The 26,178-nt window shown below is 71.7% G+C and carries 23 protein-coding genes; 7 read left to right on the top strand and 16 right to left on the bottom strand.

Going from position 1 to position 26,178, the window contains the following annotated elements; translation table 11 throughout:
* Positions 1-29 precede the first annotated feature (29 nt).
* The 3 genes from ACZ7M2_RS23610 to ACZ7M2_RS23600 all read right to left on the bottom strand — a co-directional run bounded on the left by ACZ7M2_RS23610 (position 30) and on the right by ACZ7M2_RS23600 (position 5,556).
* Positions 30-1,415 carry a glycoside hydrolase family 43 protein gene (locus tag ACZ7M2_RS23610; RefSeq protein ID WP_471596915.1) on the bottom strand — a complete coding sequence of 462 codons (1,386 nt, stop codon included), beginning with the start codon at positions 1,413-1,415 and terminating at the stop codon, positions 30-32.
* An 89-nt stretch (positions 1,416-1,504) separates the two neighbouring features.
* Entirely contained in the window at positions 1,505-2,845 is a 1,341-nt protein-coding gene (locus tag ACZ7M2_RS23605) for a glycoside hydrolase family 43 protein (RefSeq protein ID WP_471597022.1), read from the bottom strand.
* 161 nt (positions 2,846-3,006) lie between these two features.
* Positions 3,007-5,556, bottom strand: coding sequence for a beta-L-arabinofuranosidase domain-containing protein (locus ACZ7M2_RS23600; RefSeq protein WP_471596914.1), 2,550 nt, complete (start codon positions 5,554-5,556; stop codon positions 3,007-3,009).
* A 246-nt stretch (positions 5,557-5,802) separates the two neighbouring features.
* On the opposite strand from ACZ7M2_RS23600, the gene ACZ7M2_RS23595 reads away from it, so the two are divergent.
* On the top strand, positions 5,803-6,306 hold the full coding sequence (locus tag ACZ7M2_RS23595; protein ID WP_471596913.1) for a phosphatase domain-containing protein: 504 nt from the start codon (positions 5,803-5,805) through the stop codon (positions 6,304-6,306).
* A gap of 168 nt (positions 6,307-6,474) precedes the next feature.
* Here the strand turns inward: ACZ7M2_RS23595 and ACZ7M2_RS23590 are convergent, their stop codons facing one another.
* The 6 genes from ACZ7M2_RS23590 to egtA all read right to left on the bottom strand — a co-directional run bounded on the left by ACZ7M2_RS23590 (position 6,475) and on the right by egtA (position 11,998).
* On the bottom strand, positions 6,475-6,690 hold the full coding sequence (locus ACZ7M2_RS23590) for a dodecin (RefSeq protein ID WP_352047419.1): 216 nt from the start codon (positions 6,688-6,690) through the stop codon (positions 6,475-6,477).
* A gap of 229 nt (positions 6,691-6,919) precedes the next feature.
* Positions 6,920-7,243 (bottom strand): hypothetical protein, encoded by a 324-nt coding sequence (locus tag ACZ7M2_RS23585; protein WP_471596912.1) that lies wholly within the window; start codon positions 7,241-7,243, stop codon positions 6,920-6,922.
* 297 nt (positions 7,244-7,540) lie between these two features.
* Complete coding sequence (egtD, locus tag ACZ7M2_RS23580; RefSeq protein ID WP_471596911.1) at positions 7,541-8,503, bottom strand: L-histidine N(alpha)-methyltransferase; 963 nt, start codon at positions 8,501-8,503, stop codon at positions 7,541-7,543.
* On the bottom strand, positions 8,500-9,309 hold the full coding sequence (gene egtC / locus ACZ7M2_RS23575; RefSeq protein WP_471596910.1) for an ergothioneine biosynthesis protein EgtC: 810 nt from the start codon (positions 9,307-9,309) through the stop codon (positions 8,500-8,502). The genes egtD and egtC overlap by 4 nt, the downstream gene beginning before the upstream one ends.
* Entirely contained in the window at positions 9,309-10,631 is a 1,323-nt protein-coding gene (gene egtB / locus ACZ7M2_RS23570; RefSeq protein WP_471596909.1) for an ergothioneine biosynthesis protein EgtB, read from the bottom strand. The genes egtC and egtB overlap by 1 nt, the downstream gene beginning before the upstream one ends.
* Before the next feature lie 56 nt (positions 10,632-10,687).
* On the bottom strand, positions 10,688-11,998 hold the full coding sequence (egtA, locus tag ACZ7M2_RS23565) for an ergothioneine biosynthesis glutamate--cysteine ligase EgtA (RefSeq protein ID WP_471596908.1): 1,311 nt from the start codon (positions 11,996-11,998) through the stop codon (positions 10,688-10,690).
* 278 nt (positions 11,999-12,276) lie between these two features.
* Between egtA and ACZ7M2_RS23560 the strand changes: the two genes are divergently transcribed.
* A complete protein-coding gene (locus tag ACZ7M2_RS23560) occupies positions 12,277-13,176 on the top strand; it encodes a TIGR02452 family protein (protein WP_471596907.1) in 900 nt (299 codons plus the stop codon).
* Here the strand turns inward: ACZ7M2_RS23560 and ACZ7M2_RS23555 are convergent.
* Together ACZ7M2_RS23555 and ACZ7M2_RS23550 are read right to left on the bottom strand one after the other, a co-directional pair.
* Positions 13,130-13,585 carry a type II toxin-antitoxin system PemK/MazF family toxin gene (locus ACZ7M2_RS23555; protein WP_095851156.1) on the bottom strand — a complete coding sequence of 152 codons (456 nt, stop codon included), beginning with the start codon at positions 13,583-13,585 and terminating at the stop codon, positions 13,130-13,132. The genes ACZ7M2_RS23560 and ACZ7M2_RS23555 overlap by 47 nt on opposite strands.
* A gap of 59 nt (positions 13,586-13,644) precedes the next feature.
* Positions 13,645-14,598: a LysR family transcriptional regulator gene (locus ACZ7M2_RS23550; RefSeq protein WP_471596906.1), complete on the bottom strand. Its 954-nt coding sequence runs from the start codon at positions 14,596-14,598 to the stop codon at positions 13,645-13,647.
* A gap of 167 nt (positions 14,599-14,765) precedes the next feature.
* Between ACZ7M2_RS23550 and ACZ7M2_RS23545 the strand changes: the two genes are divergently transcribed.
* A complete protein-coding gene (locus ACZ7M2_RS23545; RefSeq protein ID WP_471596905.1) occupies positions 14,766-15,281 on the top strand; it encodes an SRPBCC family protein in 516 nt (171 codons plus the stop codon).
* 118 nt (positions 15,282-15,399) lie between these two features.
* On the opposite strand, the gene ACZ7M2_RS23540 is transcribed toward ACZ7M2_RS23545, so the two are convergent.
* The 3 genes from ACZ7M2_RS23540 to ACZ7M2_RS23530 all read right to left on the bottom strand — a co-directional run bounded on the left by ACZ7M2_RS23540 (position 15,400) and on the right by ACZ7M2_RS23530 (position 18,802).
* Positions 15,400-16,905, bottom strand: a complete 1,506-nt coding sequence (locus ACZ7M2_RS23540; protein WP_471596904.1) for a flotillin family protein — start codon at positions 16,903-16,905, stop codon at positions 15,400-15,402.
* A gap of 145 nt (positions 16,906-17,050) precedes the next feature.
* Positions 17,051-17,269 (bottom strand): hypothetical protein, encoded by a 219-nt coding sequence (locus tag ACZ7M2_RS23535; protein ID WP_095857581.1) that lies wholly within the window; start codon positions 17,267-17,269, stop codon positions 17,051-17,053.
* A 108-nt stretch (positions 17,270-17,377) separates the two neighbouring features.
* The gene (locus tag ACZ7M2_RS23530) at positions 17,378-18,802 is read right to left on the bottom strand and encodes an amidase (protein WP_403698323.1); all 1,425 of its coding nucleotides are present in this window, start codon (positions 18,800-18,802) and stop codon (positions 17,378-17,380) included.
* A 170-nt stretch (positions 18,803-18,972) separates the two neighbouring features.
* On the opposite strand from ACZ7M2_RS23530, the gene ACZ7M2_RS23525 reads away from it, so the two are divergent.
* The 3 genes from ACZ7M2_RS23525 (at position 18,973) to ACZ7M2_RS23515 (ending at position 22,738) form a co-directional block, all read left to right on the top strand.
* Entirely contained in the window at positions 18,973-20,007 is a 1,035-nt protein-coding gene (locus ACZ7M2_RS23525) for a LacI family DNA-binding transcriptional regulator (RefSeq protein ID WP_471596903.1), read from the top strand.
* A gap of 78 nt (positions 20,008-20,085) precedes the next feature.
* Positions 20,086-21,264: a 4-hydroxybenzoate 3-monooxygenase gene (locus tag ACZ7M2_RS23520; protein WP_471596902.1), complete on the top strand. Its 1,179-nt coding sequence runs from the start codon at positions 20,086-20,088 to the stop codon at positions 21,262-21,264.
* Positions 21,265-21,301: 37 nt separating this feature from the next.
* On the top strand, positions 21,302-22,738 hold the full coding sequence (locus ACZ7M2_RS23515; RefSeq protein ID WP_471597021.1) for a benzaldehyde dehydrogenase: 1,437 nt from the start codon (positions 21,302-21,304) through the stop codon (positions 22,736-22,738).
* A 44-nt stretch (positions 22,739-22,782) separates the two neighbouring features.
* Here ACZ7M2_RS23515 and trxA read toward each other — a convergent pair whose 3' ends face one another.
* The gene (gene trxA / locus ACZ7M2_RS23510; RefSeq protein WP_054231635.1) at positions 22,783-23,169 is read right to left on the bottom strand and encodes a thioredoxin; all 387 of its coding nucleotides are present in this window, start codon (positions 23,167-23,169) and stop codon (positions 22,783-22,785) included.
* Between the two features lie 135 nt (positions 23,170-23,304).
* On the opposite strand from trxA, the gene ACZ7M2_RS23505 reads away from it, so the two are divergent.
* Entirely contained in the window at positions 23,305-24,738 is a 1,434-nt protein-coding gene (locus tag ACZ7M2_RS23505) for a dihydrolipoyl dehydrogenase family protein (RefSeq protein ID WP_471596901.1), read from the top strand.
* 703 nt (positions 24,739-25,441) lie between these two features.
* On the opposite strand, the gene ACZ7M2_RS23500 is transcribed toward ACZ7M2_RS23505, so the two are convergent.
* Entirely contained in the window at positions 25,442-26,098 is a 657-nt protein-coding gene (locus tag ACZ7M2_RS23500; RefSeq protein ID WP_471596900.1) for a peptide deformylase, read from the bottom strand.
* Positions 26,099-26,178: the final 80 nt, after the last annotated feature.

Here is a 26,178-nt window from a genome sequence, read left to right as displayed (position 1 = left end):
GGGGACTGGATACGAGGGATGACGGGGCGTCAGTAGCCGACCGAGAACGTGGCGTCGGCCTTTTCGGTGCTGGTGGAGATGGGATCGATGCGCAGGACGTAGTTTGCGTGGCGGATGTGACGGTCCGGATAGTTGAAGGAGCGGAAAGATGACCAGGAGGTGTCGGCCAGGCCCGCGGTCCGGTAGAACGTGGCGTCCTGCGCGAACGTCGTCGTGCTGTCGTTGACGTCCAGTTGCAGCTGGTAGTTGTAGTGCCTCAGATAACGCGTGGGATAGCTGACGGACTGGAAGGACACCCCGGAGCTGTCGGCGAGCCCCGGCACGAGCTTCCACTCCGCGTCGGTGTACGGGTCGAACGGGTAGGCGTCGATCCGGCCGACGTAGTTGGCGTGGCGGACGTAACGGTCCGGGTAGTTGTAGGACTTGATGCGGTTCCAGCCCGGCTTGCCGTACGCCGCCACGAGGTTGTCGTACTCGGTGGTGGTGATCGGCTGGATGGTGCCGTGCTTGGAGTTGACCGGCTGGGTGTAGAGCCGCTGGTCGACCGCGGTCCAGGTGCCCGTGGCCAGGTCGCCGGTCTGCCAGGCGTAGAAGACACCGTTGGGGGTGTAGGTGTCCCCCCAGAGGTACCAGGTGCTCGACGTCTGGGACTTCACGAGGATCGGGGCCTCGGTGCCGCCGTGCGCGACGGGTGTGCTGAACACGGTGAAGCTGCCCGGGTCCAGGGAGGTCGACTTGGCGCCGACCAGCGTCTGGTCCTTCTTGAAGTAGAGGTAGTTGACCCCGCCGACGCCCACGGCCAGGTCGCCGTCGATGATGTCGTAGCCGGGGTCGAAGAAGACCTGCGCCGTCGACGCGGTCACGAAGTCGGTGGTGTAGTTCACCATGATGACGTTGTGGCCCGTGGAGTTGACGGCCGAGTAGATGATCCCGTACTGGCCGCGTCCCGCGTCCCAGTACGCCTCCGGAGCCCAGCTGTGGGTGGCCATGTCGTGCAGCTTCAGCCGCCGGTAGCCGGTGAAGGAGCGCAGGTCGGCGGAGTCCCAGACATGAATGTACTGGCTCTGCAGGCTCCAGTCGGTGCCCTTGAGGTCGGTGGCGAGCACGACGAACGTGCCGTCCTGCTTGCGCAGGATGAACGGGTCGCGCAGGCCGCCGGTGCCCCCGGTCGGGGTCACGACCGGGTTGTTCTGGTTCAGCGGCATCCACTGGAGCGAGTCGGTGCTGACGGCGAGGTGGAGGCCGTAGTCGTCACCGAGGCCGTTCGGGGACTCGGTGAAGTAACCCATCACGTACGCGGACCCGGTCGCGGCGCGGGCGGACGGGGCGCCGACCGCGAAGGAGGCGGTGAGGGCGGCCATCGCCCCCAGTACGGTGCGGCGGGACGGCTGAAGGGGGCCGGGGCTGTCGCTCATCAGATTCATCTCCCTCTTTCTTTCGGCTGAGGCTGTGGATGTGGATATGGATATGGCTGTGGATGCTGATGAGGCTGCGGCTTCGGCGCTCATGCCCAGGCCGTCACGGGTACGAAGGAGCTGTCCTGGCGGAAGAGGTCGGTGCCGTCCGACACGTCCACACGGAGCTGGTAGTTGTAGTGGCGCAGGTAGTAGCCCGGATAGTTGTACGACTCGAAGCGGACGGCGCCGTCGGGGGTGCCGGTGCGGAGGACGAACGTGGCGTCCTTGGCGAACGTCGACGTACCGTCGGCCGCGTCGAAGCGGGCCCGGAAGTCCCAGTGGCGCAGGTAGTTGCCGGCCGCGTCCCGGAAGGAGTAGGCGTTCGCGTCGGCGAGGCCCGGCACCACGGTGAAGGTGGACGCCTGCTTCTCGGCGGTGGTGCTGGCGCTGCTGACCACGGGCAGGTTGAGCAGTGCGGACTGTTCCTGCCAGGAGCGGGTGGAGTAGTTGCCCGACCGGAAGGAACGGGTCACGCCCGTGGCCAGGTCGACACCGCCGGACACCGTCTCCTTGATCACGGTGAAGTGGCGGGCCGTTCCGGAGATGCCCGGCAGCTTCTTCGGGGCGGTCCAGGTCGCGAAGGTGTCGTAGCTGTCGCTGTAGTAGTAACTGCCGTCGCCGTAGCCGTCGAAGAAGATCCGCCAGGCGCCGTTGTCGAGCTGGATCACCGAGGGGCCCTCACGGGTGCCGCCCCAGCCGGCCCAGTCGCCGGTGCGGCTGATGGTGTACGGCCCGGTCAGGCTGGAGGCGGTGGCGTACTCGATGTACTTCGTCGTCTCGTTCTTCGGGAACGCGTGGTAGGTGGAGCCGATCTTCACGATGAACGTGTCGATGTGGTTGGCGCCGATGCCGGACAGAGGCGCGGGTGAACTCCAGGCGGTGAGCGCGGAGTTGGCGGCCTTCATCACATACGGCGTGAAGATCCACTCGTCGTCGGTGGTCGAGCACGACACAATGACGTTCACGCTGCCGTCGCTGTCGACGAACCACTCGGGCGCCCATGCGCGGGACAGACCGGTGATCGGGACCGTGTAGTCGTACAGGAAGGTCCAGTTGGCCCGGTCGGAGCTGCGGGCGAAGCCGATGGTGGTGCTGACGTCCTGCCAGGTGTGTGTGGTGTAGGTGATGTAGTAGTAGCCGTCGGTGTGCTTGAACACGCTGGCGTCGCGGATGCGGTTGCTGGGCGGGGTGTAGGCGGAGGACTTGACGAGCCGGAAGTCGGTGGCGTCGTCCGACTGGTACACGTTCACGGTGCCGTCGTCGCTGTTGAGGAACGGCACGATGGTGTAGCGGGTGGCCGAGCCGTGGGCGGGGGCTGCCGCGGCGGCCGAGCCGAGCAGGCCGGGCAGTTCGCCCAGCACGAGTGCGGTCGCGGGTATCGCGACCATCGCGCGCAGCAGACTGCGGCGGGACGGGTCGAGCGGCGTCGAGGACGCGTTCCGGTCGGGGGTGATCACTTTTGCGGCTCTCCTTGTTTCTGTTGATCCGGGTGAGGGCGCGGCGGCTCCGCGTCCTCACCCGTCCTGCGCACACGTCGAGGCGGCGTCGCCTAGGCCTGGGCCAGGGCGGCGACTTCCTCGGCCGTGAGGGTCTTGCCGTACACACGGAAGTCGTCGACCGCACCCCTGAAGAAGGGGTCGGCGTACTGCGATCGGCCGAGGTACCCGGCACGGATGTGGTTGCCGAAGTAACGTGGGTCCACCGTGACCTGGGCGTTCCGCCCGACCTCCTGCCCGTCCACGTACAGGACGGCGGTCCCGCCGCCGTACGTCACCGCCACATGCACCCAGCGGTCGGTGGGCAGCGGCGCGGCGTCGATGCGTTGCTCGGCGCCCGCGCCCCCGGCGGTGATGGCGTAGCGGAGGGTGCCGTCGCCGCTGAGCGGGGTGAGGAACATGTTGGCCGTGACGCCGGTGCCGAGGTCGAACACCCGGCTCCAGACGCCGGGTTGGCCGTCCAGCCGCACCCAGGTGGCCAGTGTGTAGACGGTGGCGCCCGCGAGGAGGTCGTCGGCCAGGCGTACGTACCCGTCCGTGCCGTCGAGCGCCACCGCGCCACCGTCGGCGCCGGCCGCCGTCCAGGCGGCACCGCCGACGAGCTGGGCCGCCTTCCCGTTCCCTGTGGCGTCGGCGGCCGTGCTCCCGGAGGTCTCGTCGAAACGGTGCCAGGCGGCGAACTCCGGTGGTGGGGGCGGCGGTTCACCGGTCTGCCAGTACACGGAGTAGTGCTGGTGGTGCACCCGGGAGATCGGCAGCAGTGAGACGTCCTCGCCGTCGGCGCGGGCGGTGAACCGCAGCGGCTCCTGCGACTCCTGCCGTACGGATCCGGTGTCCAGGCGCGGCAGCCACGGCGTCGCCCGGTCCCCGTACGCCCCTGCCAGGACCACCGGGCCGTGCAGTACCGCCTGTACGTCGGGGTCGTCGGGCGTGGGCTCGATGACCGTGCGCATGGGCAGCGACACCTCGACCCGGTCCCCAGCGCGCCACTCCCGGTCGAGGGTCAGCCAGCTGCCGGGCTCAGGACGGTCGGGCAGGGCGCGGCCGTTGAGCGTCGCGCGGGCGTCCGCGGCCCAGGACGGGATGCGGACGAGTAACTGGTGCGCGGCCCGTCCGGCGGTGACGGTCAGCACGGTCGACGACCGGTCGGGGAAGGAGTTGGTCTGCCGCCAAGTGATGTTCCGGTCCCGCCAGTTGACCTGCGACGGTATGAAAAGGTTCACCAGCAGCCGGTGCCGGTCGTGCGAGTAGACCGTGTCGACGAACTTCGCCTGCGTCTCCATGCCGGTGCCGTGGTCGCAGGAGAAGTTGTCGTAGTCGGTCGAGTACGCGTCCGGGTCGGTGCCCATGAAGGACGGCTGTTGCTTGACGGCGCCGGGGCCCAGGCCCGTGTAGTAGATGTTGAAGCCGTGCGTCGAGTCAGGGTCCTGCTCACCGAGCATCTGGTTGAACAGGGTGCGCTCGTAGTAGTCGAGCAGATCGGTGCGCCGGGGTGTGCGGAAGTGCAGCAGGCGGGTCAGCTTCAGCATGTTGTAGCTGTTGCAGTTCTCGCAGGTGTTGTTGGACAACTGGCCCGCGATGACGTCCGGTTCGTGAAAACCCTCGCCGTTGCTGTTCCCGCCGATCACGTAGGTGTGGTGGTCGGTGACGATCTGCCAGAAGTTCTCGGCGATCGTGCGGTAGCGGTCGGGCAGACCCTCCTCCCACAGGCGCAGGGCGCCGACCATCTTGGGGATCTGGGTGTTGGCGTGCAGCCCCGCTAGCTTGTCCTCGTTCCTGGCCAGCGGGTCGAAGACGCGGGCGTGCGTGAAGCGTTCGGCGACAGCGAGCCACTTGGCGTCGCCGGTGAGGGCGTGCAGATCGGCGAGCACGTCGTTCATGCCGCCGAACTCCGTCTCCAGCACTCGCTGCATCTGCTCGTACGACAACGGCTCGGTGCGCCGGTCGACCCACTCGGCCTGGCGCAGCGCGACGTCGAGGGCCTGTCCGCTGCCGGTCAGCCGGTGCTGCTCGACCAGCCCGGCCATGATCTTGTGGATCGTGTAGTACGGCGCCCATACACCGGTCCCGGCTTCGAGGCGGTCGAAGAAGTTCTCCGGGAACGCGGACAGATAGCCCGCGCCGAAGCCGGCGGCGGGGGAGGCGGCCTGGCACTCTGCGAGCGCCGCGACGAGCCGGTGACCCTTGTCGCGCAGGGCCCGCTCCCCGGTGTTGGCGTAGGCGAGGGCGAGCCCGGAGAGCAGATGGCCGGTCGAATGGCCGCGCAACTCGACGCTCGGGCCCTCCCAGCCACCGCACGGCTGGGCGGTGCTGGGCAGGCCGACGTTCGTACGGAAGGTGTGGAGCAGCCGGTCGATGTCCACGAAGCGCAGATAGGCGGAGTTGCGCTGCTGGTTGGCCCGGAAGGCGCTGTCCAGGAGGGTCACCGAGCCGAGGGGGAACGGCTCGACGGGTGTGGCGGCGTCGTGGGCAACCGGGGCGCCCGAGGTGTTGGTCCCGGTCGAGGCGTGGGCCGTGCCGCCACCGGCCGCGGCCAGGGTCAGAGCGGCCGTGGACGTGCCGGTGACGGCGAGGAAGTGACGTCTGTCGAGTGGGGGGTTCACGAAGACCTCCGCATGCCGAAGAACCGGGCGGTGGTGTCCCTTCACCGCCCCATTCTCGTTCGAAATACCGAATGTTGTGCGACATGCTGTGCAACATGCAGTGCGAGGCATCACGGTAAGGGCTTGCTGGGTGATGTGAATAGTGCTTGTGGTGAAGGAAGTTGGCGTGAGAGGGCCACGGGTTCACAGGGGCGGGCGGCGGCTGTGGTGTGCCGGGTGTCGGCGGCCCTGTTTAGGGTGGTCCGCGTGACGGAGAAGACCAGGGAGAAGACCAGCAGACCGCTCGCCGTGTTCGACCTCGACGGCACGCTCGCGGACAGCGCGCACCGGCAGCGGTTCCTGGAGCGCAAGCCGCGGGACTGGGACGCGTTCTTCGCGGCCGCGCCGCAGGATCCGCCGCTCGCGGAGGGGGTGGCCCTGGCGTTGCGCAGCACGGAGGAGTGCGAGGTGGTCTATCTGACCGGCCGTCCCGAGCGCTGCCGCCGTGACACCGTCGAGTGGCTGGCCGCGCAGGGGCTGCCCGAGGGGCGCGTCTGGATGCGACGCAACGACGACCGCAGGCCCGCCCGCCACACCAAACTGGACGTCCTGCGCCGACTCGCGCGCGAGCGCGAGATCCACGTCCTGGTCGACGACGACGAACTCGTCTGCGACGAGGCGGAACGGTCCGGCTTCCGGGTCGTCCGGGCCCGCTGGGCCACGGCGTCCGCGGCACTGAAGGACGCGCAGGAGCGCGAGGGACGGACCTAGGGGTCCGCCGGGGGAATCGAAGGGGCGCTCAGAAGCTGCCTTACGGTGGGCGGGCGGAGCGGGGTGGAGTGGGCCGGGGCTTCGGCGTGCGGTGGCGCCACCGTTGTGGGGCATCGCACGCGGGTCAGGGCGACCAGGGGCCTCCCGGGCTTCAGATGACCCCGGGACTCAGGCGCCGTCCTCCAGGCGGAAACCGACCTTCAGACCGACCTGGTAGTACTCGACCTCCCCGTCCACGATCTGCCCCCTGACCTGGGTGATCTCGAACCAGTCCAGGTTGCGCAGGGTCTGCGAGGCCCGGGAGATCCCGTTGCGAATGGCCTGGTCGACGCCCTCGTGGGAGGTGCCGACGATCTCGGTGACCCGATACGTGTGGTCGGACATGCGGGTGCTCCTCTCCGCCGTGGCGGGTGCGCCACGCGTCACTCCACGGTGCCTCACGGTGCGGCGGCGCGCGAGATGTCGGGGCACCGTGGGTGACCCAGGTGTATGGCCCTGTGAGGTTGGGGACGTGTCGTTCCTGCTCCGAGCGGCAGGGGCGGGCGTGAGCCCATGAGTCGAGCAGGGTGTAGTCGAGCAGGGTCGGGTTGAAGCATTCGACCTTGCCATGGGTCTACGGCCGGTAGGGCCGGGTGCGCTTGTGTGAGATCCCGGCAGAAGCCGGGTTCACCACGCCGTCGGCCGTCGCGACGGCGACGGTCGGCGGGGCCGCCTGCCCCACGACCTGACCGGCAGTCCGGTGGGAACTCGGGCCGGTGCGCCGCCGCGGGCCGTGGCCGGCGACGTCGAGCGCCTCGCGCGGCCTGCCGAGCGGGCCGGCGTCCCGCGTCGCCCGGGTGCAGATCGCGGTCAGCTCGGCCTCGTGCTCGGCGCGGTAGCCGGCCGGGTGGAAGCGCGGCGTCCAGCGCAGGACGCGCGACGGGCGCGGCTCCGTCATGCCAGGGCCCCCTCGGGCGGATGGCGGGGGCGCGGCGGACGGCCATCCGGCGCTCCGCCTCGGCGACGACGGCGCGCAGCCGCTCCGTCCCGGCGGCCGGCGCGGAGCGGCCGGCCTCGGCGAGGGCGTGGACCTCGCGGGCCCGGCCGTCCACGACCTCCTCGCGCTCGACCTGGCGAACGGCGGCGAGGCCGTCAGCCCGGCGGCCGAGAAAGCACCGTCAACTGGTCATCCACACCAGGCCGGAAGGCCCTCACCCGGGTGGCCCACCGTTGAGGCGGGCCACCCGGGCCGGTGTCAGCGGACCACGCTCAGCGACAGGGCGAAACGGCCCTCCTGGTCCGTCCACCAGTGGGCCAGATCGAGACCGGCGGCGGCGAGTTCGCGACGTACCCCCTCCTCGCGGAACTTCGCCGAGATCTCGGTGCGCAGTTCCTCGCCGTCGGCGAATTCGACCGCGAGGTCGAGCGCGGGGATCTTCACCGTCTGTTCGGTCAGTGACCGCAGCCGCATCTCGATCCACTCGCGCTTGTCGTCCCAGAGGGCGACATGGGCGAACGCGTCGGGGTCGAAATCGGCGCCGAGCTCGCGGTTGACGACGTGCAGCACGTTCTTGTTGAACTCCGCCGTCACCCCCGCCGCGTCGTCGTACGCGGCGACCAGCACCGACTCGTCCTTGACGAGGTCAGTACCGAGCAGCAGCGTGTCGCCGGGGGAGAGCAGCGCCCGTACGGACGCCAGGAACGTCTCCCGCTCGGCGGGCAGCAGATTGCCGATGGTGCCACCGAGGAACGCCACCAGCCGCGGCCCCGGCGTTCCCGGCAGCGCGAGGCCGCCCGTGAAGTCGGCGATCAGCGCGTGCACGCCGAGCCCCGGATGCTCGGCGATCAGCGCCTGCCCGGCCTGGGTGAGGGCGCTCTCGCTGACGTCGACCGGCACGTACGTGTGCAGTCCCGGCAGCGCGTCGAGCAGATGGCGGGTCTTCTCGGACGAACCGGACCCCAGCTCGACGAGGGTGCGCGCACCGGTCGTCGCGGCGATCTCGGGGGCCCGGGCGATGAGGATCTCGCGCTCCGCCCGGGTGGGGTAGTACTCGGGCAGTTCGGTGATCTGGTCGAACAGCTCGCTGCCATGAGCGTCGTAGAACCACTTCGGCGGCAGGGTCTTGGGGGTGTGGGTGAGGCCGTGCAGGACGTCGGCGCGCAGCGCGGCGTCCGTGGCGTCCTCGGGCAGGGTGCGGGTGAGAAGGAACGGGCTCACGTGCTGGGCTCCTTGGTGCGTGCGGATGCCAAGGGGTCGTGCGCGCCTTCCTGCGCGTGCGGGTCCTTGAGCGGGGTGAGCAGGACGTCGGTGCGGCTCGCCGCGAGCAGCGTGCGGTCCGGTACCTCCTGCCAGTGGGGGTCGTCGTCGTACGGCTCGGACGCCACGACGGTGCGGCGGCCGGGCTCGGCGAGGTACCAGAGGGTGTCGCCCCAGGCCGTCGCGGTGATCGTGTCGCCACTTGTGAGCAGCAGGTTGAGCCGGGATCCGGGGGCCGCCTCGGCGACCTCCAGGACGGTGTCGGCCAGCGCCTGGCCCTCGTTGTCACCGGAGCGCAGCCGGTGCAGGAGCAGCGCCCAGACGAGCGCGGAGTCGCAGCGGGCCTCCAGGGACAGCAGTTCGGCCGGAGGCACGCTTGTCACCAGCGGGGCGAGGGAACCCGGCCAGCCCCGTACGGCGCCGTTGTGGCTGAACAGCCAGCGGTCCGCGGCGAACGGCGCCGCCGCGGCCTCCCCGTCAGCTCCCGCCACGGTGGCGTCCCGTACGGCGCCGAGCAGCGCCGTGCTCCTGACGACCCGGGCCAGGTCCGCGAAGGACTGGTCGCCCCAGATCGGCCCGGGGCGCCGGTAGCGCGCGGGCACCGGATCCCCTTCGGCGTACCAACCCACGCCGAAGCCATCGGCGTTGACCGTCCCGTGCCGCTGCCGGCGCGGCGCCCACGACTGCCGGAACAGACTGTGCGGCGGTTCCACGAGGAGTCGCCCGAGCGGTTCCGGCGGGCCCAGATAGGCCAGGTGACGGCACATCAGGCGTTCCCGTCGCGGGCCGTGCGGAACCCGGAGAAGATCTGCCGCCGGATCGGGTAGTCCCAGTTGCGGAACGTCCCCCGGCAGGCCACCTGGTCCACGGCGAACGAGCCACCGCGCAGCACCTTGTACTCCGGACCGAAGAACACCTCCGAGTACTCCTTGTACGGGAACGCCGCGAACCCGGGATAGGGGTGCAGGTCGCTCGACGTCCACTCCCACACGTCACCGATCAACTGCCGTACGCCGAGCGGTGACGCCCCCGCCGGATAGCTGCCCGCCGGGGCCGGACGCAGATGGCGCTGGCCGAGGTTGGCGTGCTCGGGGGTGGGGTCGGCGTCGCCCCACGGGTAGCGCGTGGAGCGGTCGGCCGCCGGGTCGTGGCGGGCCGCCTTCTCCCACTCGGCCTCGGTGGGCAGCCGGCGCCCCGCCCAGCGGGCGTACGCGTCGGCCTCGTACCAGCTGACGTGCAGCACGGGTTCGTCGGGCGGTACGACCTCGGTGACGCCGAAGTGACGCCGCAGCCACTGTCCGCCCTCGCGGCGCCAGAACAGCGGCGCCTCGATGCGGTGCGAGCGGATGTGGGACCAGCCCGCCGGGCTCCACCAGCGTTCGGTGTCGTAGCCGCCGTCCTCGATGAAGGTCTGGTGGGCGGCGTTCGTCACCGGAGTGGTGTCGATGAAGAAGGGCGGGACCTCGCGTCGGTGGGCAGGGCGCTCGTTGTCCAGGGCCCACGGCTCGGTGGACGTGCCCATCGTGAACGGGCCGCCGGGGACCAGGACTTCGGCGGGTCCCGTGAACGGCGGCCCGGCAGCGGGGTCCGGCGCCGTGAGGGCGGCGGGTCCCCTGCGAAGCTGATGGGTGATCAGCATCGTCTCGTCGTGCTGCTGTTCATGCTGGGCGATCATCCCGAACGCGAAACCCGCCTCGGTCAGCGGCGTGCCCCGGAACGCGGTGCTCTCCAGGACGTCCAGCGCCCGTCCGCGTACCTCGGAGGCGTACTGACGGGCCTCGGCGGGCGGCAGCAACGGCAGCGAGGGCCGCTCGGCGCGCGGATGCTCGAACGCGTCGTACAGCCCGTCTATCTCGGGCCGCATCGCGTCCCGCCCGGCGACCGCGCGCAGCAGCCACAGCTCCTCCTGGTTGCCGATGTGTGCCAGGTCCCAGACCAGTGGGGACATCAACGGCGAGTGCTGCGCGGTCAGTTCGGGCTCCTCCACGCAGGAGGTCAGGAGCGCGGTGCGGTCGCGGGCCGTGGTCAGCGCGTCGAGCGCGCGCTCCCGGAGTGACTCCGGATCCGTGGGTGTTGAGGGGGCGGTCATGTGCGGATGTCCTTCCCGTCGAGCTGACCGTGGGACCGGCCGTGGTGACCGTCGGCCTAATCATGGCCCTGATCGCCATCGGCCTGATCATGGGTCCGACGATGGAATCGGCTGTGGAAGCGGTTCAGCAGATCGTCGGCGGGGCAGCGGCCCTGGGCCACATAGCTGTCCGTGAACTCCGCGACGGCCTCCCGCACCTCGGCGGTGGCGCCCAGGCGCGGCAACGCCTCGGCGGCGGCCGCGAAACAGGTGACGGCGGCCTCACGCAACTCGGGGTCGGTCAGGCCGTACCGTGCGGCGTCGTTCCACAGCGGGTTGCACGGAGCGGGCCGCGCCTCGGCGCGTTCCGCGAGGGGTTTGACCGTCCGGTAGGCGACCTCCGCGGCCTCCGGGTCGTCGAACAGTGCCGCCGTCACCGCCAGCGGCACGATCCACCCGTCGTCGCCGGGCTGCGCGTCGATCATGCGCAGTTCCAGATGGCCGCGCGGGCGGACCGGCGGGAACAGCGTCGTCAGGTGGTAGTCGAGATCCGCCCGGTCGGGCGGTGTCTCGGACCTGGTCCACGCCCGGAACGTCAGGCCCTCCGGTACCTGCCAGGGGCCGTCCGGCGCTCGGACGCACATCACCGGCGCGTCCAGGACGTGCCGGGCCCAGGCGGCGCGCGGATCGCCGCCCAGCGGGGGTGCGGCGGACCGTCCCGGGTCCATGGCCGCCCACAGGGACTGCCGCGTGGAGCGCCAGCCCGTGTACCGGCCACCGGCCACCGGCGAGTTCGCGAACGCGGCCACCAGGACCGCGCCCAGCTGGTGCGCCAGCCACCAGCGGCGCCCGTGCCCCAGTGGGCCGGGCTCCTCGTATCCGGCGTCCAGGCACACCTGGACGGAGGCGGAGGAGCACATCATGGCCCGCCCCTCCGGGCCGGCCCGGTCGAGGTACTGCTCCATGGCGTCGTAGCGCGGCTCATGGAGAAAGCGGCTCGGGGGGTTCCAGGGATCGTGGCCGTACCCGCTGAGGCCGAGATCCGCCTCGCGCAATACCGCGCGTACCGCGTCGAGGTCGGCCGAGACGGACCCGATGCACTCCATCAGGGAGGCGGCGGGAAGGGAGCTCAGCTCCAGCTGTCCGCCGGGTTCGACGGTGAGCGCCGAACGCAGGGGCAGGGTCCGCAGTGCGGCGTACGCCGCTCGGAGTCGTTCTGGTGATGCCGGGAGCTGCGGCTGCCGCAGCTCGTGGACGAGCCATTCCACTTCGACACCGAGGGTACGAGGCGGTCCGGTCTTGAAGCAGATGCCTCGGACCAGCGCCTCCACCTCGGCCTCGGTGACGGCGGAGCGGCGCTCCGTACAGTCACTCACCGAATCGGACATGTCGGGATCCTCCTGAGATTCCACCATGCCGCCGGCCCGACTTCTGTGGTGCCGGACCGGCATCGCTCGTCCCACCCAAGACCCTCTTGGCGGTTCGCACAAGGGTGCAAATCGTCGCTCGCGGGTTCCGGAGGCGCTGTTTGCCGGACCGCGAGGCGCTGTTTACGAGGCTGGGAAATTCCGTTGCGCCGTAGGACCAGCATCGCTCACGATGCGTTCATGGGCACGACGGGGGAGATCGCGAGGGGCGTTCTCGTGGCGCGTACGGGGGTCGCGCCATGAGTGCGCGCCTGCGCGCGCTCGCGCAGCAGACGCAGGAGATCGTCGCGGCGGGCGGGTACCGCGCGTCCGACGGACGCGCGGTGTCGATCGCCGCGGCCGTCGAGGCTGCGCGGACGGGAACGCGCATGTACGGCCCCGGACCGGTCGGGGGACCGGCCGCCGGCCCCGCGCGCGCACCGCACGGGAGCACGCTGTTCGAGGTGACGGGCGAGAGCAGTCTGGAGGCCGCCCGACGGCTCGTGCGCAAGGACGCAGGGCGCCCGGCCGACCCGGTCGCCGTCCTGAACTTCGCCTCGGCGCGCAACCCGGGCGGCGGCTTCCTGAACGGCGCACAGGCCCAGGAGGAGGCCCTGTGCCGGGCCTCCGCGCTGTACACGTGTCTGCTGCGGGCCCGGGAGTTCTACGACCACCACCGCGCCCACCGGGATCCGTTCTACACGGACCGTGTCATCCACTCACCCGCCGTGCCCGTCTTTCGCGACGACCGCGGAGCTCTGCTCGACGAGCCGTACACGGCCGGATTCCTGACCGCCGCGGCCCCCAACGCCGGAGTCGTCCTGCGTACGTCCCCGGAGCGCGCGCCCGAGCTGGGACCCGCGCTGGCCGTACGCGCCGAGCGCGTCCTGGAGACCGCCGCGGCCCACGGCTACCGCTGGCTGGTGCTGGGCGCGTGGGGCTGCGGCGTCTTCCGGAACGATCCGGCGCAGGTGGCGGGCGCGTTCCACGACCTGCTGGTCACGGGCCGCTTCGAGGGTGCTTTCGACCAGGTCGTGTTCGGCGTCCTGGACCGCACGAGGGATCAGGCGACGCGAGGCTCCTTCGAGCAGACGTTCGCCCAGGTGCGAGCCCTCAACGCCAGCCGTACCGCTCCTGCAAGCGGCGCACGACCGAATTGAACCGCATCCGGTCCAGCGCACAGGCCTCCCGCCGCATCCCGTCCTCGTGCAGCCGCAGCACCCGGTCCACATCCACCCACGAGTCCCGCCCCGACCGGTCCCAGGGCCCGCTCCCGATCGGCACCCACTCCCGGTCCCCGTCGTGCCGCTTGCTCGACAGCTGGACGGCGAGCAGCGTGCCGGCGTCCTCGCGGGCGACGACGAGCACCGGACGGTCCTTGCCCCGCCCGTCGTTCTCCTCGAACGGCACCCATGTCCAGACGATCTCGCCGGGATCGGGGTCGCCGTCGTGCGCGGGCGCGTACTCCGTCCGCACCCGTCCCACCTCGCGGGGTTCGGCCTCGGTGGTCGCGGAAGGGCCGTAGCGGCCGGGAACGTCTTCGGCGGTGTCATCGGTAAAGGCAGTCACGCGGCTCACGTTAGAGCCTGCCCTGCTCAACCCGCCGAGCGGGTGCCCGAGATGGCGGACTACCAGGCCCGGGCCGCGTGTTGGAGGCGGTCGCGGACCCGTACGACGTCCGGGTTGGCGTCGGCGCCGGGGCGTTGGACGAGGAAGAGGGTGTTGAGGGGCGGTTCGACCGGCTCGTGGAGCAGCGTGAGGCGTCCGTCGGCGAGGTGCTCCTCGCACAGGGAGCGGGGCAGCACGCTGTAGCCGGCGCCCGCGGTGACCGCGGAGACGACGGCGTACAGGTTGGGCACGGTGACCGCGGCCCGGGCCGCGAGCTGTTTGCCGAAGACGTTGCGCCAGTACCGGCGCACGAGGGGCAGATCCTCGGCGTAGGTGACCAGGGGAACGTCCCGGACCGCGGTGCAGATGTCGTCGGCCGACGGGTGCTCCTCGACGCGCCGCGCCCAGCTCGGAGCGGCGACCAGGAGGTACTCCTCGTCCGCCAGCGGCAGTGCCGCGAGGCGCCCGCGCGGCCGCCTGGTCGCGATCAGCAGATCGTGGTGGCCCGCGCGCAGGTCGTCCACGAGGGGTTCGGGCAGCCCCTGCGTGACGCGCAGTTGTACGCCCTCGGCGACGAGTGGCGCGAGCGCGGGCAGCACCCGCGTGCACAGCAACTCCGAAGGCCCGGCGAGGTGCACCGGCGCGGCCTGCCCGCCGAGTACGTCGCTGCGGCCTTCGAGGGCGGCGAGCGCGTCGAGAGGGCCCGCCACCTGGTCGGCCAGGTCATGGGCGAGGGGCGTGGGTTCCACGCCGCGCGGGAGGCGCGTGAACAGCTCGCGTCCGGTCTGCTGCTCCAGGGTGCGGATCTGGGCGGTCACGGTCGGCTGGGAGAGGCCGAGCAGCGGGGCGGCGCCGGTGAACGAGCCGGAGCGGTAGACGGCGAGGAAGGTCCGCAGCAGGTTCAGATCGACATGCGGCGTGATTCGTTCCCGGCCGGAGAGGGGCGAGGTCTCCTCGGGCGTCGCGTTCTTCATGCCGACCAGCCTAACCCCGGCTCCCATCGGAGTATCGATGGAAGAAATCGGCTCTCCTATTGGCCATCGAATGGCGGCCGAGCCTAACGTCGAAACGCCGCCACCTCCCCCGACGCCCCGAACACCCCCGCCGAACACCCTCGTCGTACCTCCTGAAGGGACCTGCCATGACCACCCAGAACGCGATCACCTGGCCCGAGCGCTACCTGCCGGGCACCGGAGACAACTTCGTCTCCAACGAGGTCGTCGTGGCAGGCCTGAGCGCCGCCGACGTCTGGCGCCACCTCGTCGACACCTCGCGGTGGGAGTCGTACTACGACAACGTCGCCGACATCGGCTTTACCCAGGGCGGTGGCCCCGTGCTGACGGACGGCATCCACTTCCGCTTCGGCACCTTCGGCTTCCCGCCGTTGGACGCGCACGTCGTGGAGTTCCAGGCGCCCGCCGAAGACACTCCGGGCCGTCTGTCCTGGACGGCGAAGCAGGACGGCACGCCCGAGGAGCGGCTCGACGTCCTGCACGCCTGGCTCGTGGAGGACCTGCCCGGCGGCCGGGTCCGCGTCCTCACCCAGGAGACCCAGATCGGTCGGCCCGCCGCAGCGCTGGCCACCGAGCGGCCGAACCCGATGCTCAACGGCCACCAGGCCTGGCTCGACGGCCTGGTCGGCGCCGCGGCCGCGTAGGCCGAAGGGGCCGAGCGGCCGGGGCGGAGGGCCGCATCGCCCACGCGGAGCGGGCGACGAGGGACTGGAACACCCTCGTCGCCCCGCCGGGATCAGTCCCCGGCGTTGTCCTTCGGCGTCACGGCTTGCCGTCCCCCTCCACCGGCACCTTCTCCGTGCGCGGCGGTACGGCCCCGTTGAGCCCGGCGGCGCCGTTGCTCCCCGTACCGTTGCCGGCCGACCCGTCCTGGTTCATCGACGAGAGCAGCTGACGGGCGAGGCCGAGGCCCGTGCCGCCCATGGTGAGCGCCTTGGCGAACATGTCCGACATACCGTCGGCGCCGTTGAGCAGCACCATGTGGTCGACGTTCCCGAACGCGCTGGCGCCCGCCTGGACGATCTCGGGCCAGTTCTCGGCGAGTTGCTGGGCAACCACCGCCTCCTGGTTCTCGGCGAGGGCCGCGGCCCTCGCCTTGATGGTCTCCGCCTCCGCGAGACCCTGCGCCCGGGTCGCCTCGGCCGCCGCGAGACCCTTGGCCTGAGCCGCTGCGGCCTCGGCCTCACCCGTGGCCCTGGTCGCCGTCGCGGCGGCCGCACCCCGGGCCTTCGTCGCCTCGGCCTCCGCGTTGGCGGCCGTCTTGACCCGGTTCGCCTCCGCCGCGGCCGCGAGCTCGGTCTCCTTGGCCTTGGCCTGAGCCGCCGAGATACGCGCGTCACGCTCGGCCTCGGCGCGGGCCCGCGTCTCGTACGCCTGGGCGTCCGCCGGCTTGCGGACGTCCGCCTGGAGCTGCTGCTCACGACGGAGGGCGTCGAGCTCGGCGATCCGGGTCTCCTGCACGACGACGTCCTGCCGGGCCGCGGCGTCCGCGAGCGGTCCGGCCTGCCGCGCCTTCGCCGCCGCCTTGTCGCGCTCGGCCTGGTAGCCGGCCTGGAGGATCTCGCTGTCCCGGGTCGCCTCAGACATCCGGGCCGCGGCCTTCTGTTCGGCCTCGGTGGCGAGACGGTTCGCCTCCGCCTGCGCGATGCGCGCGTCCCGCTGTACGGCGGCGGCGTGCGGCATCGCGAGGTTCTTGATGTACCCGGTCGGGTCCTCGATCTCGTGGATCTGCAGCGAGTCGACGATCAGACCGAGCTTCTCCATCTCCGTCCCGCACGCGGCCCGGGTCTGGCCGGTCAGCTTCTCCCGGTCGCGGATCATGTCCTCGACGGTCAACCCGCCGACGATGGACCGCAGATGACCGGCGAACACGTTGTGCACCCGCTCCGACATCATCTTCTGCTGGTCGAGGAAGCGACGCCCCGCGTTGGCGATCGACACGAAGTCGTCGCCCACCTTGAAGATGACCACACCCCGCACCTTCAGCGGAATGCCCTGGGTGGTCACGCAGTCCACGTGCAGCTCGGTCTCGTTGAGGTCGAGTGAGATCTTCCGTACCGCCTGCACACCCGGCAGCACCAGGGTGCCGCGCCCCGTCACGATGCGGAATCCCATGCCCTCTTCAAGGCCTTCGGTCCGATGCTTCGAACCGGAGATGATCAGTGCTTCGTTGGGCTCCGCGACACGCCACATGAGCTTGAAGACCACAACGATGAAGATCAGTGCGAGGACAACAGCCCCCGCCACGACGCCGACAACCATCGGCATACGCCCCCTTTGGATGGTGCCCTATCGGCACCGAACGAAGGGAGTGTGCTCCTGTGCAGGACCGGGGTACAGACGCTGACGGTTCCTTGTTGCAATCTTGACGCACACCGCTCTCACCTGGGACGGAGCGTGCGCAGACGAGCCGTCAACTGTCGTACGCGGCCGATACGTACACCGTGCGCGGCGGCAGGTACTCGACCACCATCACCACCGTGCCGCGCTCGATGCGCTCCTTCGCCGCGGCCGGGTACGCGAGGAAATGCTCGGCGCCGCCGCGGACCCGGACGATCACCTCACCGACGAGCCCGGGTCCGACCGTGCCGGTCACCCGCCCCATCAACCCGACCATCGACGCATCGTCCATGGGGCCAGCGTACGGCCCAAATCCCCTGGTCAGTGTCTTCGCGGCGAACTCGCTCACCGGCACGCGTCCCGAACTCGCCCACCGGCACGCGCAGTCGACTCGACTCGTCTACACCGCGGGGGAGTCCGCGGGCGCCCCGTGCGGCGGCCAGTGTTCGTGCCAGCGCTGGTCGGCCTCCAACTGGGCGGCCAGGGAGACGAGCAGCGGTTCGCTGTTCGCCGGACCGAGGAGCTGGGCGCCGACCGGCAGGCCGCCGTCGACGAACCCCGCGGGGACGTTCACCCCCGGCCAGCCCAGGATGTTCCACGGCCATGCGTAGGGGCAGGCGGCGATCATGGCCCGGTCGGTGCCCAGGCCGTTCAGGTCCATCATCGAGCCGATGCGCGGCGGGGGAGCGGCCGTGGTCGGCGCGAGCAGGACGTCGTAGGTGTCGAAGAGCGCGCCGATCCTCCGGTGCAGGGACGCCTCGGCGCGCCGGGCCACGCGCAGGGGTGCGCCGCCGAGCAGTCGGCCGAGCCGGGCCGCGCCCAGGGTCCGCCGGTCGAGGAGGTGCGGGTGGGGCAGGTCGCGCACCCGTTCGGCGATCCCGGCCGTCGCGCGCGGGATGAAGGTGAGCCCGATCTGCCCGTACCGGGGCTCGGCCTCCTCCACCGTGTGGCCGAGCGCCGCGAGCCGCTCCGCGAGCGCGAGCACCCGCGCCCGTACGACGGGGTCCAGGCGCGCGGGCAGCGCCGTGAACGGCGGTTTCAGCGACAGCGCGATCCGCAGCCGGCCCGGTTCGCGGCCCGCCGCCTCGGACACCCGCAGCGCGGGCGGGCGGTGCAGATCGCCGTCGTGGTTGCCGCTCGCCGCGTCCAGGAGCAGGGCCGCGTCCGCGACCGTACGGGCGAGGGTGCCGTTGACCGTGATGCCCTGGAAGGACTCCGCGCGCGGCCAGGTCGAGATCCGGCCGCGCTGCGGCTTGATGCCGATGAGGTGGGTCCAGGAGGCCGGGATGCGGACCGAGCCCGCGCCGTCCGAGCCCAGCGCGGCCGGGACGAGGCCCGCCGCGACCGCCGCCGCCGAGCCGCCGGACGAGCCGCCCGGGGTGTGCTCGGCGTGCCAGGGGTTGCGGGTGGCGCCGAAGGCGGGCCCCTCGGTGAACGGCCACTGGCCGAGCTCGCAGGTGTTGGTCTTGCCGATGACGATCGCGCCGGCCGCGCGCAGCCGACGTACCGCCTCCCCGTCCTCGGCCTCGGGCGGGAACACACCCCGGCAGCCGAACGCGGTCGGCTCGCCCGCCACGTCCATGTCGTCCTTCACCGCCACCGGCACGCCGAGCAGCGGCCTGCGCACTCCGGCGGCGAGTTCCCTGTCCGCCGCGTCGGCCTCGGCGAGCGCCGCTTCGGCGCGCACCACCCGGAAGGCGTTCAGGGAGTGCTGCGTCGCCTCGATACGGGTCAGCGCCCGCTCGACCAGCTCGCGTGCGCTCACCTCCCCGTGGGCGAGGGCGCGCGCACACTCCGCCAGACCTGCGGCACGGTCGTGAGTCATACCTGACCACCTCCGGAGCACGTCGTCTACCGCACGGTAAACGCACCACGGGCCATCCCGCATGAGATGCGGAAGTTCCCTCGCGGAAGCGGGTGTTCCGGCACGACGGGCCCACGAGGTTCCCCCGGCGCGAAGGAGCGACCGGGGTTTCTGCAAGGATGCGAGACGTCATGGTGCAGATACCGAAGCAGCCCGTCCCGCCGACGCCCGCGCAACGACCCGTGCCGACGAGTGCCGATGTGGCACGCCTGGCGGGCGTCTCCCGGGCCACCGTCTCGTACGTACTGAACAACACCAGCGCCGTCCGGATCAGCGAACCCACCCGCCGCCGCGTCCACGAGGCGGCCAAGGAACTCGGGTACGTTCCGCACGCCGCCGCCCGCTCCCTGCGCGCCGGACACAGCCGTATGGTCCTGATGCCCACGCCGAGCGTGCCCGTGGGACCGCTCTACAGCCAGTTCCTCAACGAACTTCAGTGGGCGCTGGGCCGTCTGGATTACACGGTCGTGCAGTACGGCAGTGTCGGCCTGCACGGCGACGAGGCCGCCCGCGCCTGGGCGGAGCTGCGACCGGTCGCCGTGCTGGTGCCCGGCAGCGACCTCGGCCCGCAGGGCGTGGCCGTCCTCAAGCGCTCCGGCGCCCGGGCCGTCGTCACGCTCGGCCCCGAGCGCGTCGAGGGCGCGCACGCGCTGCTCATGGACCACGACAAGGTCGGCCACAGCGCGGGCGTCCACCTGCTGGCCCGCGGTCGCCGCCGGATCGGCGTCGTGGTGCCCGAGGAACCCGGCCTGGAGATCTTCTCCCAGTCCCGGCTCGACGGCGTACGCCGGTCCCTGACCGGCACCGACGCCACGGCGACCGCGCTGCCGCTCGCGTACGAGGAGGGCGCCGCCGCCCGGCTGGCGGCGCGCTGGCGCTCGCTCGGCCTGGACGCCGTGTTCGCCTACAACGACGAGTACGCCATGCTGCTGATGCGCGCCCTCCAGGAGGAGGGCGTCGGCATCCCGGACGAGACGGCCGTCATCGGCGCCGACGACCTCATGCTCGGGCGACTGCTGCGACCCCGCCTCAGCACCGTCCACATCGAACTGCCGTCCGGGCGCGACCTCGCGGAACTGGTCGACCGGGTGGTGCGCGAACCGGGCGCGGCGCCCGAGAGCCACGAGGTACTGGGCGCACGGGTGGTGCACCGCGACTCGACCTGAGAGAGGCTGTAGCTGGTCCCCGGCCGCGTCCGACCCGTTCGGACCGGATGTGGGCTGATCAGGGACGGGAGGCGCGCCATGCGGACCATGGTCGGCATCATCGGCGGCGGCCCCGCCGGGCTCCTGCTGGCCCGGCTGCTGCACCGCGAGGGCATCGACTGCGCCGTGCTGGAGAGCAGGTCGCGCGCCCACGTCGAGCACCGCCAGCGCGCCGGGATGCTGGAGCAGGGCACGGTCGACGCCCTGCGCGCGTGCGGAGCCGCCGACCGGCTGGACGCCGAGGGCCTGATCCACCACGGCATCGAGCTGCGCTTCGACCGCGAGCGCCACCACATCGACTTTCCCGCCCTCACCGGTGGCCGTACCGTCACGATCTATGCCCAGACGGAGATCGTGAGGGACCTGATCGCCCTTCAACTCGACGCCGGGCCACCGCTGTTGTTCGAGGCCGAGGCCCTGGCGGTCGAGCGCCCGGAGAGCGACGCGCCGGTCGTGCGCTTTGTGCACGAGGGCCGTGAACAGGCCCTGAGCTGTGCCTACGTGGTGGGCTGCGACGGCTATCACGGCATCTCCCGGAACGCCTTTCCCGCCGACCGGAGCCGCACGTACGCGCACGACTACCCGTACTCCTGGCTCGGGATCCTCGCCGATGTGCCGCCCTCGGGCGAGGAGTTGATCTACGCGCGCGGTGCCGGCGGCTTCGCTCTGCACAGCATGCGCTCGCCGACCGTCTCCCGGCTGTACTTACAGGTCCCGAATGGTACCGACGTCGCCGACTGGCCCGACGAGCGCGTCTGGGACGAACTCGCCGCGCGCTTCGCGGTCGACGGCGACTGGAGCCTGGAACGCGGCCCCGTCTCCTCCAAGTCGGTTACGTCGATGCGGAGTTACGTCCACGAGCCGATGAGTCACGGCCGGCTCTTCCTCGCGGGGGACGCCGCGCACATCGTGCCGCCGACCGGGGCCAAGGGGCTCAACCTCGCCGTCTCCGACGTACGGGTGCTGGCCCGCGGACTCGTCGAGTCGCATCGCACGGGATCGACCCAACTTCTCGACCACTACTCGGACTTGTGCCTCGAGCGGGTATGGCAGGCCACCCGCTTCTCGTACGACATGACTAGGATGTTGCACACTCAACCAAATGGGGATGCCTTCGACCACCGGATCCAGCTCGCCCGGCTGCGCCGGATCACGGCATCCCGCCACGCGGCCGCCGAACTGGCCGCGAACTACACGGGACTGCCGCTGGGACCATGAGTCCCGGTGGTGAACAGTGAACGATCGGAGAGCCGACATGCCGCTGCTCGACCCCAAGACCTGGCAGTCCCGCACCCTGGCGGGCGGTGAGTACGCCGTCACCGAACCCGCCACCGGCGAGACGCTGGCCACGGTCACGCTCGCCGCCGCCGAGGATGTCGCCACGGTCGCGCGGGACGCCCGGGCCGCCCAGGCGGAGTGGGCGAAGGCACCGCACTTCGTGCGTGCCGCCGTGCTGCGCAGGGCCGGTGACCTGTTCGCCGCCCACGCCGACGAACTGCGCGAATGGATCGTGCGCGAGTCCGGCTCGATCCCGGGCAAGGCCGACTTCGAACTGCACGTCGCGGCCCAGGAGTGCTACGAGGCCGCCGCCCTCGCCTCCCGCCCCAGCGGTCAGATCCTCCCCTCCGAGGCGCCGCGTCTGTCCTACACCCGACGTGTCCCGGTCGGTGTGGTGGGCGTGATCTCCCCGTTCAACGCCCCGCTGATCCTCTCGATCCGCTCGGTGGCCCCGGCGCTCGCGCTCGGCAACGCCGTCGTCCTGAAGCCGGACCCGCGCACCGCCGTCTGCGGCGGACTCGCGCTCGCCGCCGTCTTCGCCGAGGCGGGGCTCCCGGAGGGCCTGCTGCACGTTCTGCCCGGCGGTCCGGAAGCGGGCCGGGCGCTGGTCGCCGACCCGAACGTACCGGTGATCTCCTTCACCGGCTCGACCGCCGCCGGACGCGTGGTGGGCGAGGCGGCGGGCCGCCTCCTCAAGCGCGCCCACCTGGAGTTGGGCGGCAACTCGGCGCTGATCGTCCTGGAGGACGCCGACATCGACGCGGTGATCTCCACGGCCGCGTGGGGCTCGTTCTTCCACCAGGGCCAGATCTGCATGACGACGGGCCGCCACCTCGTCCACGCCTCCCTCTACGAGGAGTACGTCGAGCGGCTCGCCGCCAAGGCCGACTCGCTCGCCGTCGGCGACCCGCACCGTGAGCAGGTGCACCTCGGGCCCATCATCGACAGCGCTCAACTCGCCAAGATCCAGGGGCTGGTGGAATCCAGCACGGCGCGCGGCGCGAAGCTCGCGGCCGGCGGCACGCACGAGGGGCTCTTCTACCGTCCGACGGTCCTCGCGGGAGTCGACGACACGACGCCCGCGTACGCCGAGGAGGTCTTCGGCCCGGTAGCGCCCGTACGATCGTTCGCGGACGCCGACGAGGCCGCGGCCCTCGCCGCCGCCGGACCCTACGGCCTCTCCCTGGGCATCGTCACCCGGGACACCGCGCGCGGCCTGGACCTGGCCGAACGCATCCCGACCGGGATCGTCCACATCAACGACCAGACCGTCAACGACGAGGCCGTGGCCCCCTTCGGCGGGATCGCCGCCTCCGGCACCGGCGCCCGCTTCGGCGGTGAGGCCAACCTGGAGGCCTTCACCGACGTGCGCTGGACGACGGTGCGAGGAGATGTGGCGCCGTACCCGTTCTGACCGAAGGGTCGCGCGGGGTTCACTCGCCTGCGGGCCCGGTGGACCTACTCGCCCTGCGGAGCCTGCTTGGCCTGCTGCTCCGCGATGGACTTGCGGACCTCGTCCATGTCCAGCTTCCGGGCCTGTCCGATGACGTCCGTCAGGGCGGCCTCGGGCAGTGCCCCGGGCTGGGCGAAGATCGCGACCTGGTCGCGGACGATCATCAGCGTCGGGATCGACTGGATGTCGAAGGCGGCGGCCAGCTCGGGCTGCGCCTCCGTGTCGACCTTCGCGAACACCAGGTCGGGGTTGGCCTCCGCGGCCTTCTCGTAGACCGGGGCGAACTGACGGCACGGCCCGCACCAGGAGGCCCAGAAGTCGATCAGGACGAACTCGTTGTCCGTGACCGTCTGGTCGAAGTTCTCCTTGGTCAGCTCCATCGTGCTGCTCATGGCGTGACTACCTCTTCCTGCTGTCGGGCCTCGGGCCTCTGGGCGAAGCCGGTGTGCACAACGCCACTCCTGGGCGGCGTATTCCGCGCACGTACCCGTGTGGCCTCCGAGCACACCACCGACCAGACTGGGCCCATGACGGAAACGGAATCCATCGTGTACGACGTCGTGGTGCTCGGGGCCGGGCCCGTGGGGGAGAACGTCGCCGATCGCGCCCGCGCGGCCGGCCTCTCCACCGCGGTCGTGGAGAGCGAACTGGTCGGCGGCGAGTGCTCGTACTGGGCCTGCATGCCCAGCAAGGCTCTCCTGCGCCCGATCATCGCGCGCGCCGACGCCCGCCACGTGCCCGGCCTCAGCCAGGCGGTGCAGGGCCCCCTCGACGTCCCCGCGGTCCTCGCCCACCGCGACTACTACACCTCCCACTGGAAGGACGACGGACAGGTCGGCTGGCTCGACGGCATCGGCGCCGTCCTGTACCGCGGACACGGGCGCCTCGCCGGGCCGCGCACGGTGACCGTCGACGGGCCCGACGGCGAGCGGCAGGTGCTCACGGCCCGGCACGCGGTCGCCGTCTGCACCGGCACCCGCGCCCTGCTCCCCGACCTGCCGGGGCTCGACCAGGTCCGGCCCTGGACCAGCCGTGAGGCCACCAGCGCGCACGAGGTGCCGGGCCGGCTCATCGTGGTGGGAGGCGGTGTCGTCGCCGTCGAGATGGCCACGGCCTGGCAGGCGTTCGGCTCCCAGGTCACCGTCCTCGTCCGCGGCAAGGGACTGCTGCCCCGCATGGAGCCCTTCGCCGGTGAGCTGGTCGCCGAGTCGCTGAAGGAGGCGGGCGTGGACGTCCGCATCGGCACCTCGGTGACCGCGGTGACGCGCGAGGGCTCCACCGTGGTGGCCCTCACGGACACCGGCGACCGCATCGAGGCCGACGAGATCCTCTTCGCCACCGGGCGTGTGCCCCGCACCGACGACCTCGGCCTCGACACGATCGGCCTCGAGCCGGGCTCCTGGCTCGACGTCGACGACAGCCTGCGGGTCACCGGCAGCAACTGGCTGTACGCGGTCGGCGACGTGAACCACCGCGCGCTCCTCACCCACCAGGGCAAGTACCAGGCCCGGATCGCGGGCGCCGCCATCGCCGCCCGTGCCGCCGGGGTGCCCCTCCTGGAGACCGATCCCTGGGGCGCGCACTCGGCGACCGCCGACCACGGGGCCGTACCCCAGGTCGTCTTCACCGACCCGGAGGCCGCGGCAGTCGGCCTCTCCCTCGCCGAGGCCGAGCGCGCGGGCCTGCGCGTCCGCGCCGTCGACGTCGACATGTCCTCCGTGGCGGGCGCGGGCCTGTACGCGGACGGCTACCGCGGCAAGGCCCGCATGGTCGTCGACGTCAACCGCGAGATCCTGGTGGGCCTCACCCTGGTCGGCCCCGGCGTGGGCGAACTGATCCACTCGGCGACGATCGCCATCGCCGGCGAGGTCCCGATCAGCCGCCTGTGGCACGCGGTCCCGTCGTACCCGACGGTGAGCGAGGTGTGGCTGCGGCTGCTGGAGATGTACCGGGACGCGTAGCCGGCGCCGGTCGTTCGGGTACGGCCGCCTGAGATCGGCGGGCCGGCACCGGCCGTTGGCACGTCGGCGGCCTGAGCGCCGAGGGCGTGGGCCCCGGCCCTCCGGGACCGACCGGCCGCATTCACCCGTTCGGCGTCCGCCACTTGGGTTCTGGCCGCACTTGGGTTCCGGCGGCGACCTTGGGGTTCGTGGCTTCAGGGTTCGGTCGATTTGGGTTCGACCGCGTTGGGGTGGCGGGGCATTGCGGAGGTTCGGGTCCCCGGCGGTTTCGGGTTCGGCCGGCTGAGGTTGACCGGCTGGGCCGGCCGTTCGGGGCTCGGCGGTTCGGCCCCGGGTATGGGGCTTCGGGAGCCTGGGATCGATGGGCCGATGGCGGCGGTCCGAGCCTCGGCGGCTCCTGGCCCCGCGCCGTCCGAGGCGGTGCCGCCGGGGCCGACGGGTCCGGCCGCTCGGGCTCCGGACCGCTACCGTTCGGGCTGCGGACCGGTGCCGTTCGGGCCCGGGCTTTCCGGGTCCGGCCGCCGACATCCCGACCGGCGGTGTCAGCCGGGCCGGCCGCGGCGCCGGGCCTGGCGTCGGCCCCGGAGAGCGTCCCGTCTCAGGCAGGTCGGTCGCGCCCGGAGCGTCGGAGCCGCCCGCAAGGCCGCACCCCTCACTCCCGTCGCCGGGCACTCTTCGCCCCAGGGCCCCGCGGCGCGCACCCTCAGTCGGGCAGGGCGAAGCCCAGTGCGGTGGCGGCCGCCGCAGGCGTCGGCTGCGTCCAGCGCTCCGCCATCACCTGGTTGGAAGACAGCGAGCGCAACTCGGCACGGTCGAGGTAGAGCATGCCGTCCAGGTGATCCGTCTCGTGCTGGACGATCCGCGCGGGCCACCCCGTGAACACCTCGTCGATCGCCCGGCCCCGCTCGTCCAGAGCCGTCAGCCGCACCTCGGCGTGCCGGGCTACCACGGCCTGCCACCCCGGCACGCTCAGACACCCCTCGTAGAACGCGGCCCGTTCCGCACCCACCCCCTCGTACGACGGATTCACCAGCACCCGGAACGGCTGCGGCACCCGCCCGCGCACCCCCCGCACCTCCTCGGAGACCGGCGCCGGATCCTCGATGACCGCGATCCGCAGGGGCACGCCGACCTGCGGTGCCGCGAGACCGACGCCCGGCGCCGCGTGCATGGTGGCGCGCAGCGCGGCGACGAAGCGGGTCAGGAGCCCCGGGTCGAGCTGGCCGGCGAAGGGCTCGGCGGGGCGGCGCAGCACCGGGTCCCCGGCGGCGACGATGGGCAACGGGCCTTCATGGCCGAGGAGTTCCTCGACCAGCTCGCTCAGGGGACGAGAGGCGCTGGGGTCACGTTCGGATGCCATCGCGCCAGGATGCCAAGGCCGATCGCGCCAAGCGAGGCGGCGCCAGGGGCGGCTGCCGGATCCCCGCACGCCCGTACGTG

This window comes from Streptomyces sp. NPDC111507, from assembly GCF_055638955.1.
Note: the sequence above shows the minus strand (reverse complement) of the source record. Positions and strands in the feature narration are given on the sequence as shown.

Coding starts and splice junctions, on each gene's coding strand:
- ACZ7M2_RS23610 (WP_471596915.1), bottom strand. CDS start 1,415: ATGAGCGACAGCCCCGGCCCCCTTCAGCCGTCCCGCCGCACCGTACTG.
- ACZ7M2_RS23605 (WP_471597022.1), bottom strand. CDS start 2,845: ATGGTCGCGATACCCGCGACCGCACTCGTGCTGGGCGAACTGCCCGGC.
- ACZ7M2_RS23590 (WP_352047419.1), bottom strand. CDS start 6,690: ATGTCCGACCACACGTATCGGGTCACCGAGATCGTCGGCACCTCCCAC.
- ACZ7M2_RS23585 (WP_471596912.1), bottom strand. CDS start 7,243: ATGACGGAGCCGCGCCCGTCGCGCGTCCTGCGCTGGACGCCGCGCTTC.
- egtC (WP_471596910.1), bottom strand. CDS start 9,309: ATGTGCCGTCACCTGGCCTATCTGGGCCCGCCGGAACCGCTCGGGCGA.
- egtB (WP_471596909.1), bottom strand. CDS start 10,631: ATGACCGCCCCCTCAACACCCACGGATCCGGAGTCACTCCGGGAGCGC.
- egtA (WP_471596908.1), bottom strand. CDS start 11,998: ATGTCCGATTCGGTGAGTGACTGTACGGAGCGCCGCTCCGCCGTCACC.
- ACZ7M2_RS23560 (WP_471596907.1), top strand. CDS start 12,277: ATGAGTGCGCGCCTGCGCGCGCTCGCGCAGCAGACGCAGGAGATCGTC.
- ACZ7M2_RS23550 (WP_471596906.1), bottom strand. CDS start 14,598: ATGAAGAACGCGACGCCCGAGGAGACCTCGCCCCTCTCCGGCCGGGAA.
- ACZ7M2_RS23545 (WP_471596905.1), top strand. CDS start 14,766: ATGACCACCCAGAACGCGATCACCTGGCCCGAGCGCTACCTGCCGGGC.
- ACZ7M2_RS23540 (WP_471596904.1), bottom strand. CDS start 16,905: ATGCCGATGGTTGTCGGCGTCGTGGCGGGGGCTGTTGTCCTCGCACTG.
- ACZ7M2_RS23535 (WP_095857581.1), bottom strand. CDS start 17,269: ATGGACGATGCGTCGATGGTCGGGTTGATGGGGCGGGTGACCGGCACG.
- ACZ7M2_RS23530 (WP_403698323.1), bottom strand. CDS start 18,802: ATGACTCACGACCGTGCCGCAGGTCTGGCGGAGTGTGCGCGCGCCCTC.
- ACZ7M2_RS23525 (WP_471596903.1), top strand. CDS start 18,973: ATGGTGCAGATACCGAAGCAGCCCGTCCCGCCGACGCCCGCGCAACGA.
- ACZ7M2_RS23520 (WP_471596902.1), top strand. CDS start 20,086: ATGCGGACCATGGTCGGCATCATCGGCGGCGGCCCCGCCGGGCTCCTG.
- ACZ7M2_RS23515 (WP_471597021.1), top strand. CDS start 21,302: ATGCCGCTGCTCGACCCCAAGACCTGGCAGTCCCGCACCCTGGCGGGC.
- trxA (WP_054231635.1), bottom strand. CDS start 23,169: ATGAGCAGCACGATGGAGCTGACCAAGGAGAACTTCGACCAGACGGTC.
- ACZ7M2_RS23505 (WP_471596901.1), top strand. CDS start 23,305: ATGACGGAAACGGAATCCATCGTGTACGACGTCGTGGTGCTCGGGGCC.
- ACZ7M2_RS23500 (WP_471596900.1), bottom strand. CDS start 26,098: ATGGCATCCGAACGTGACCCCAGCGCCTCTCGTCCCCTGAGCGAGCTG.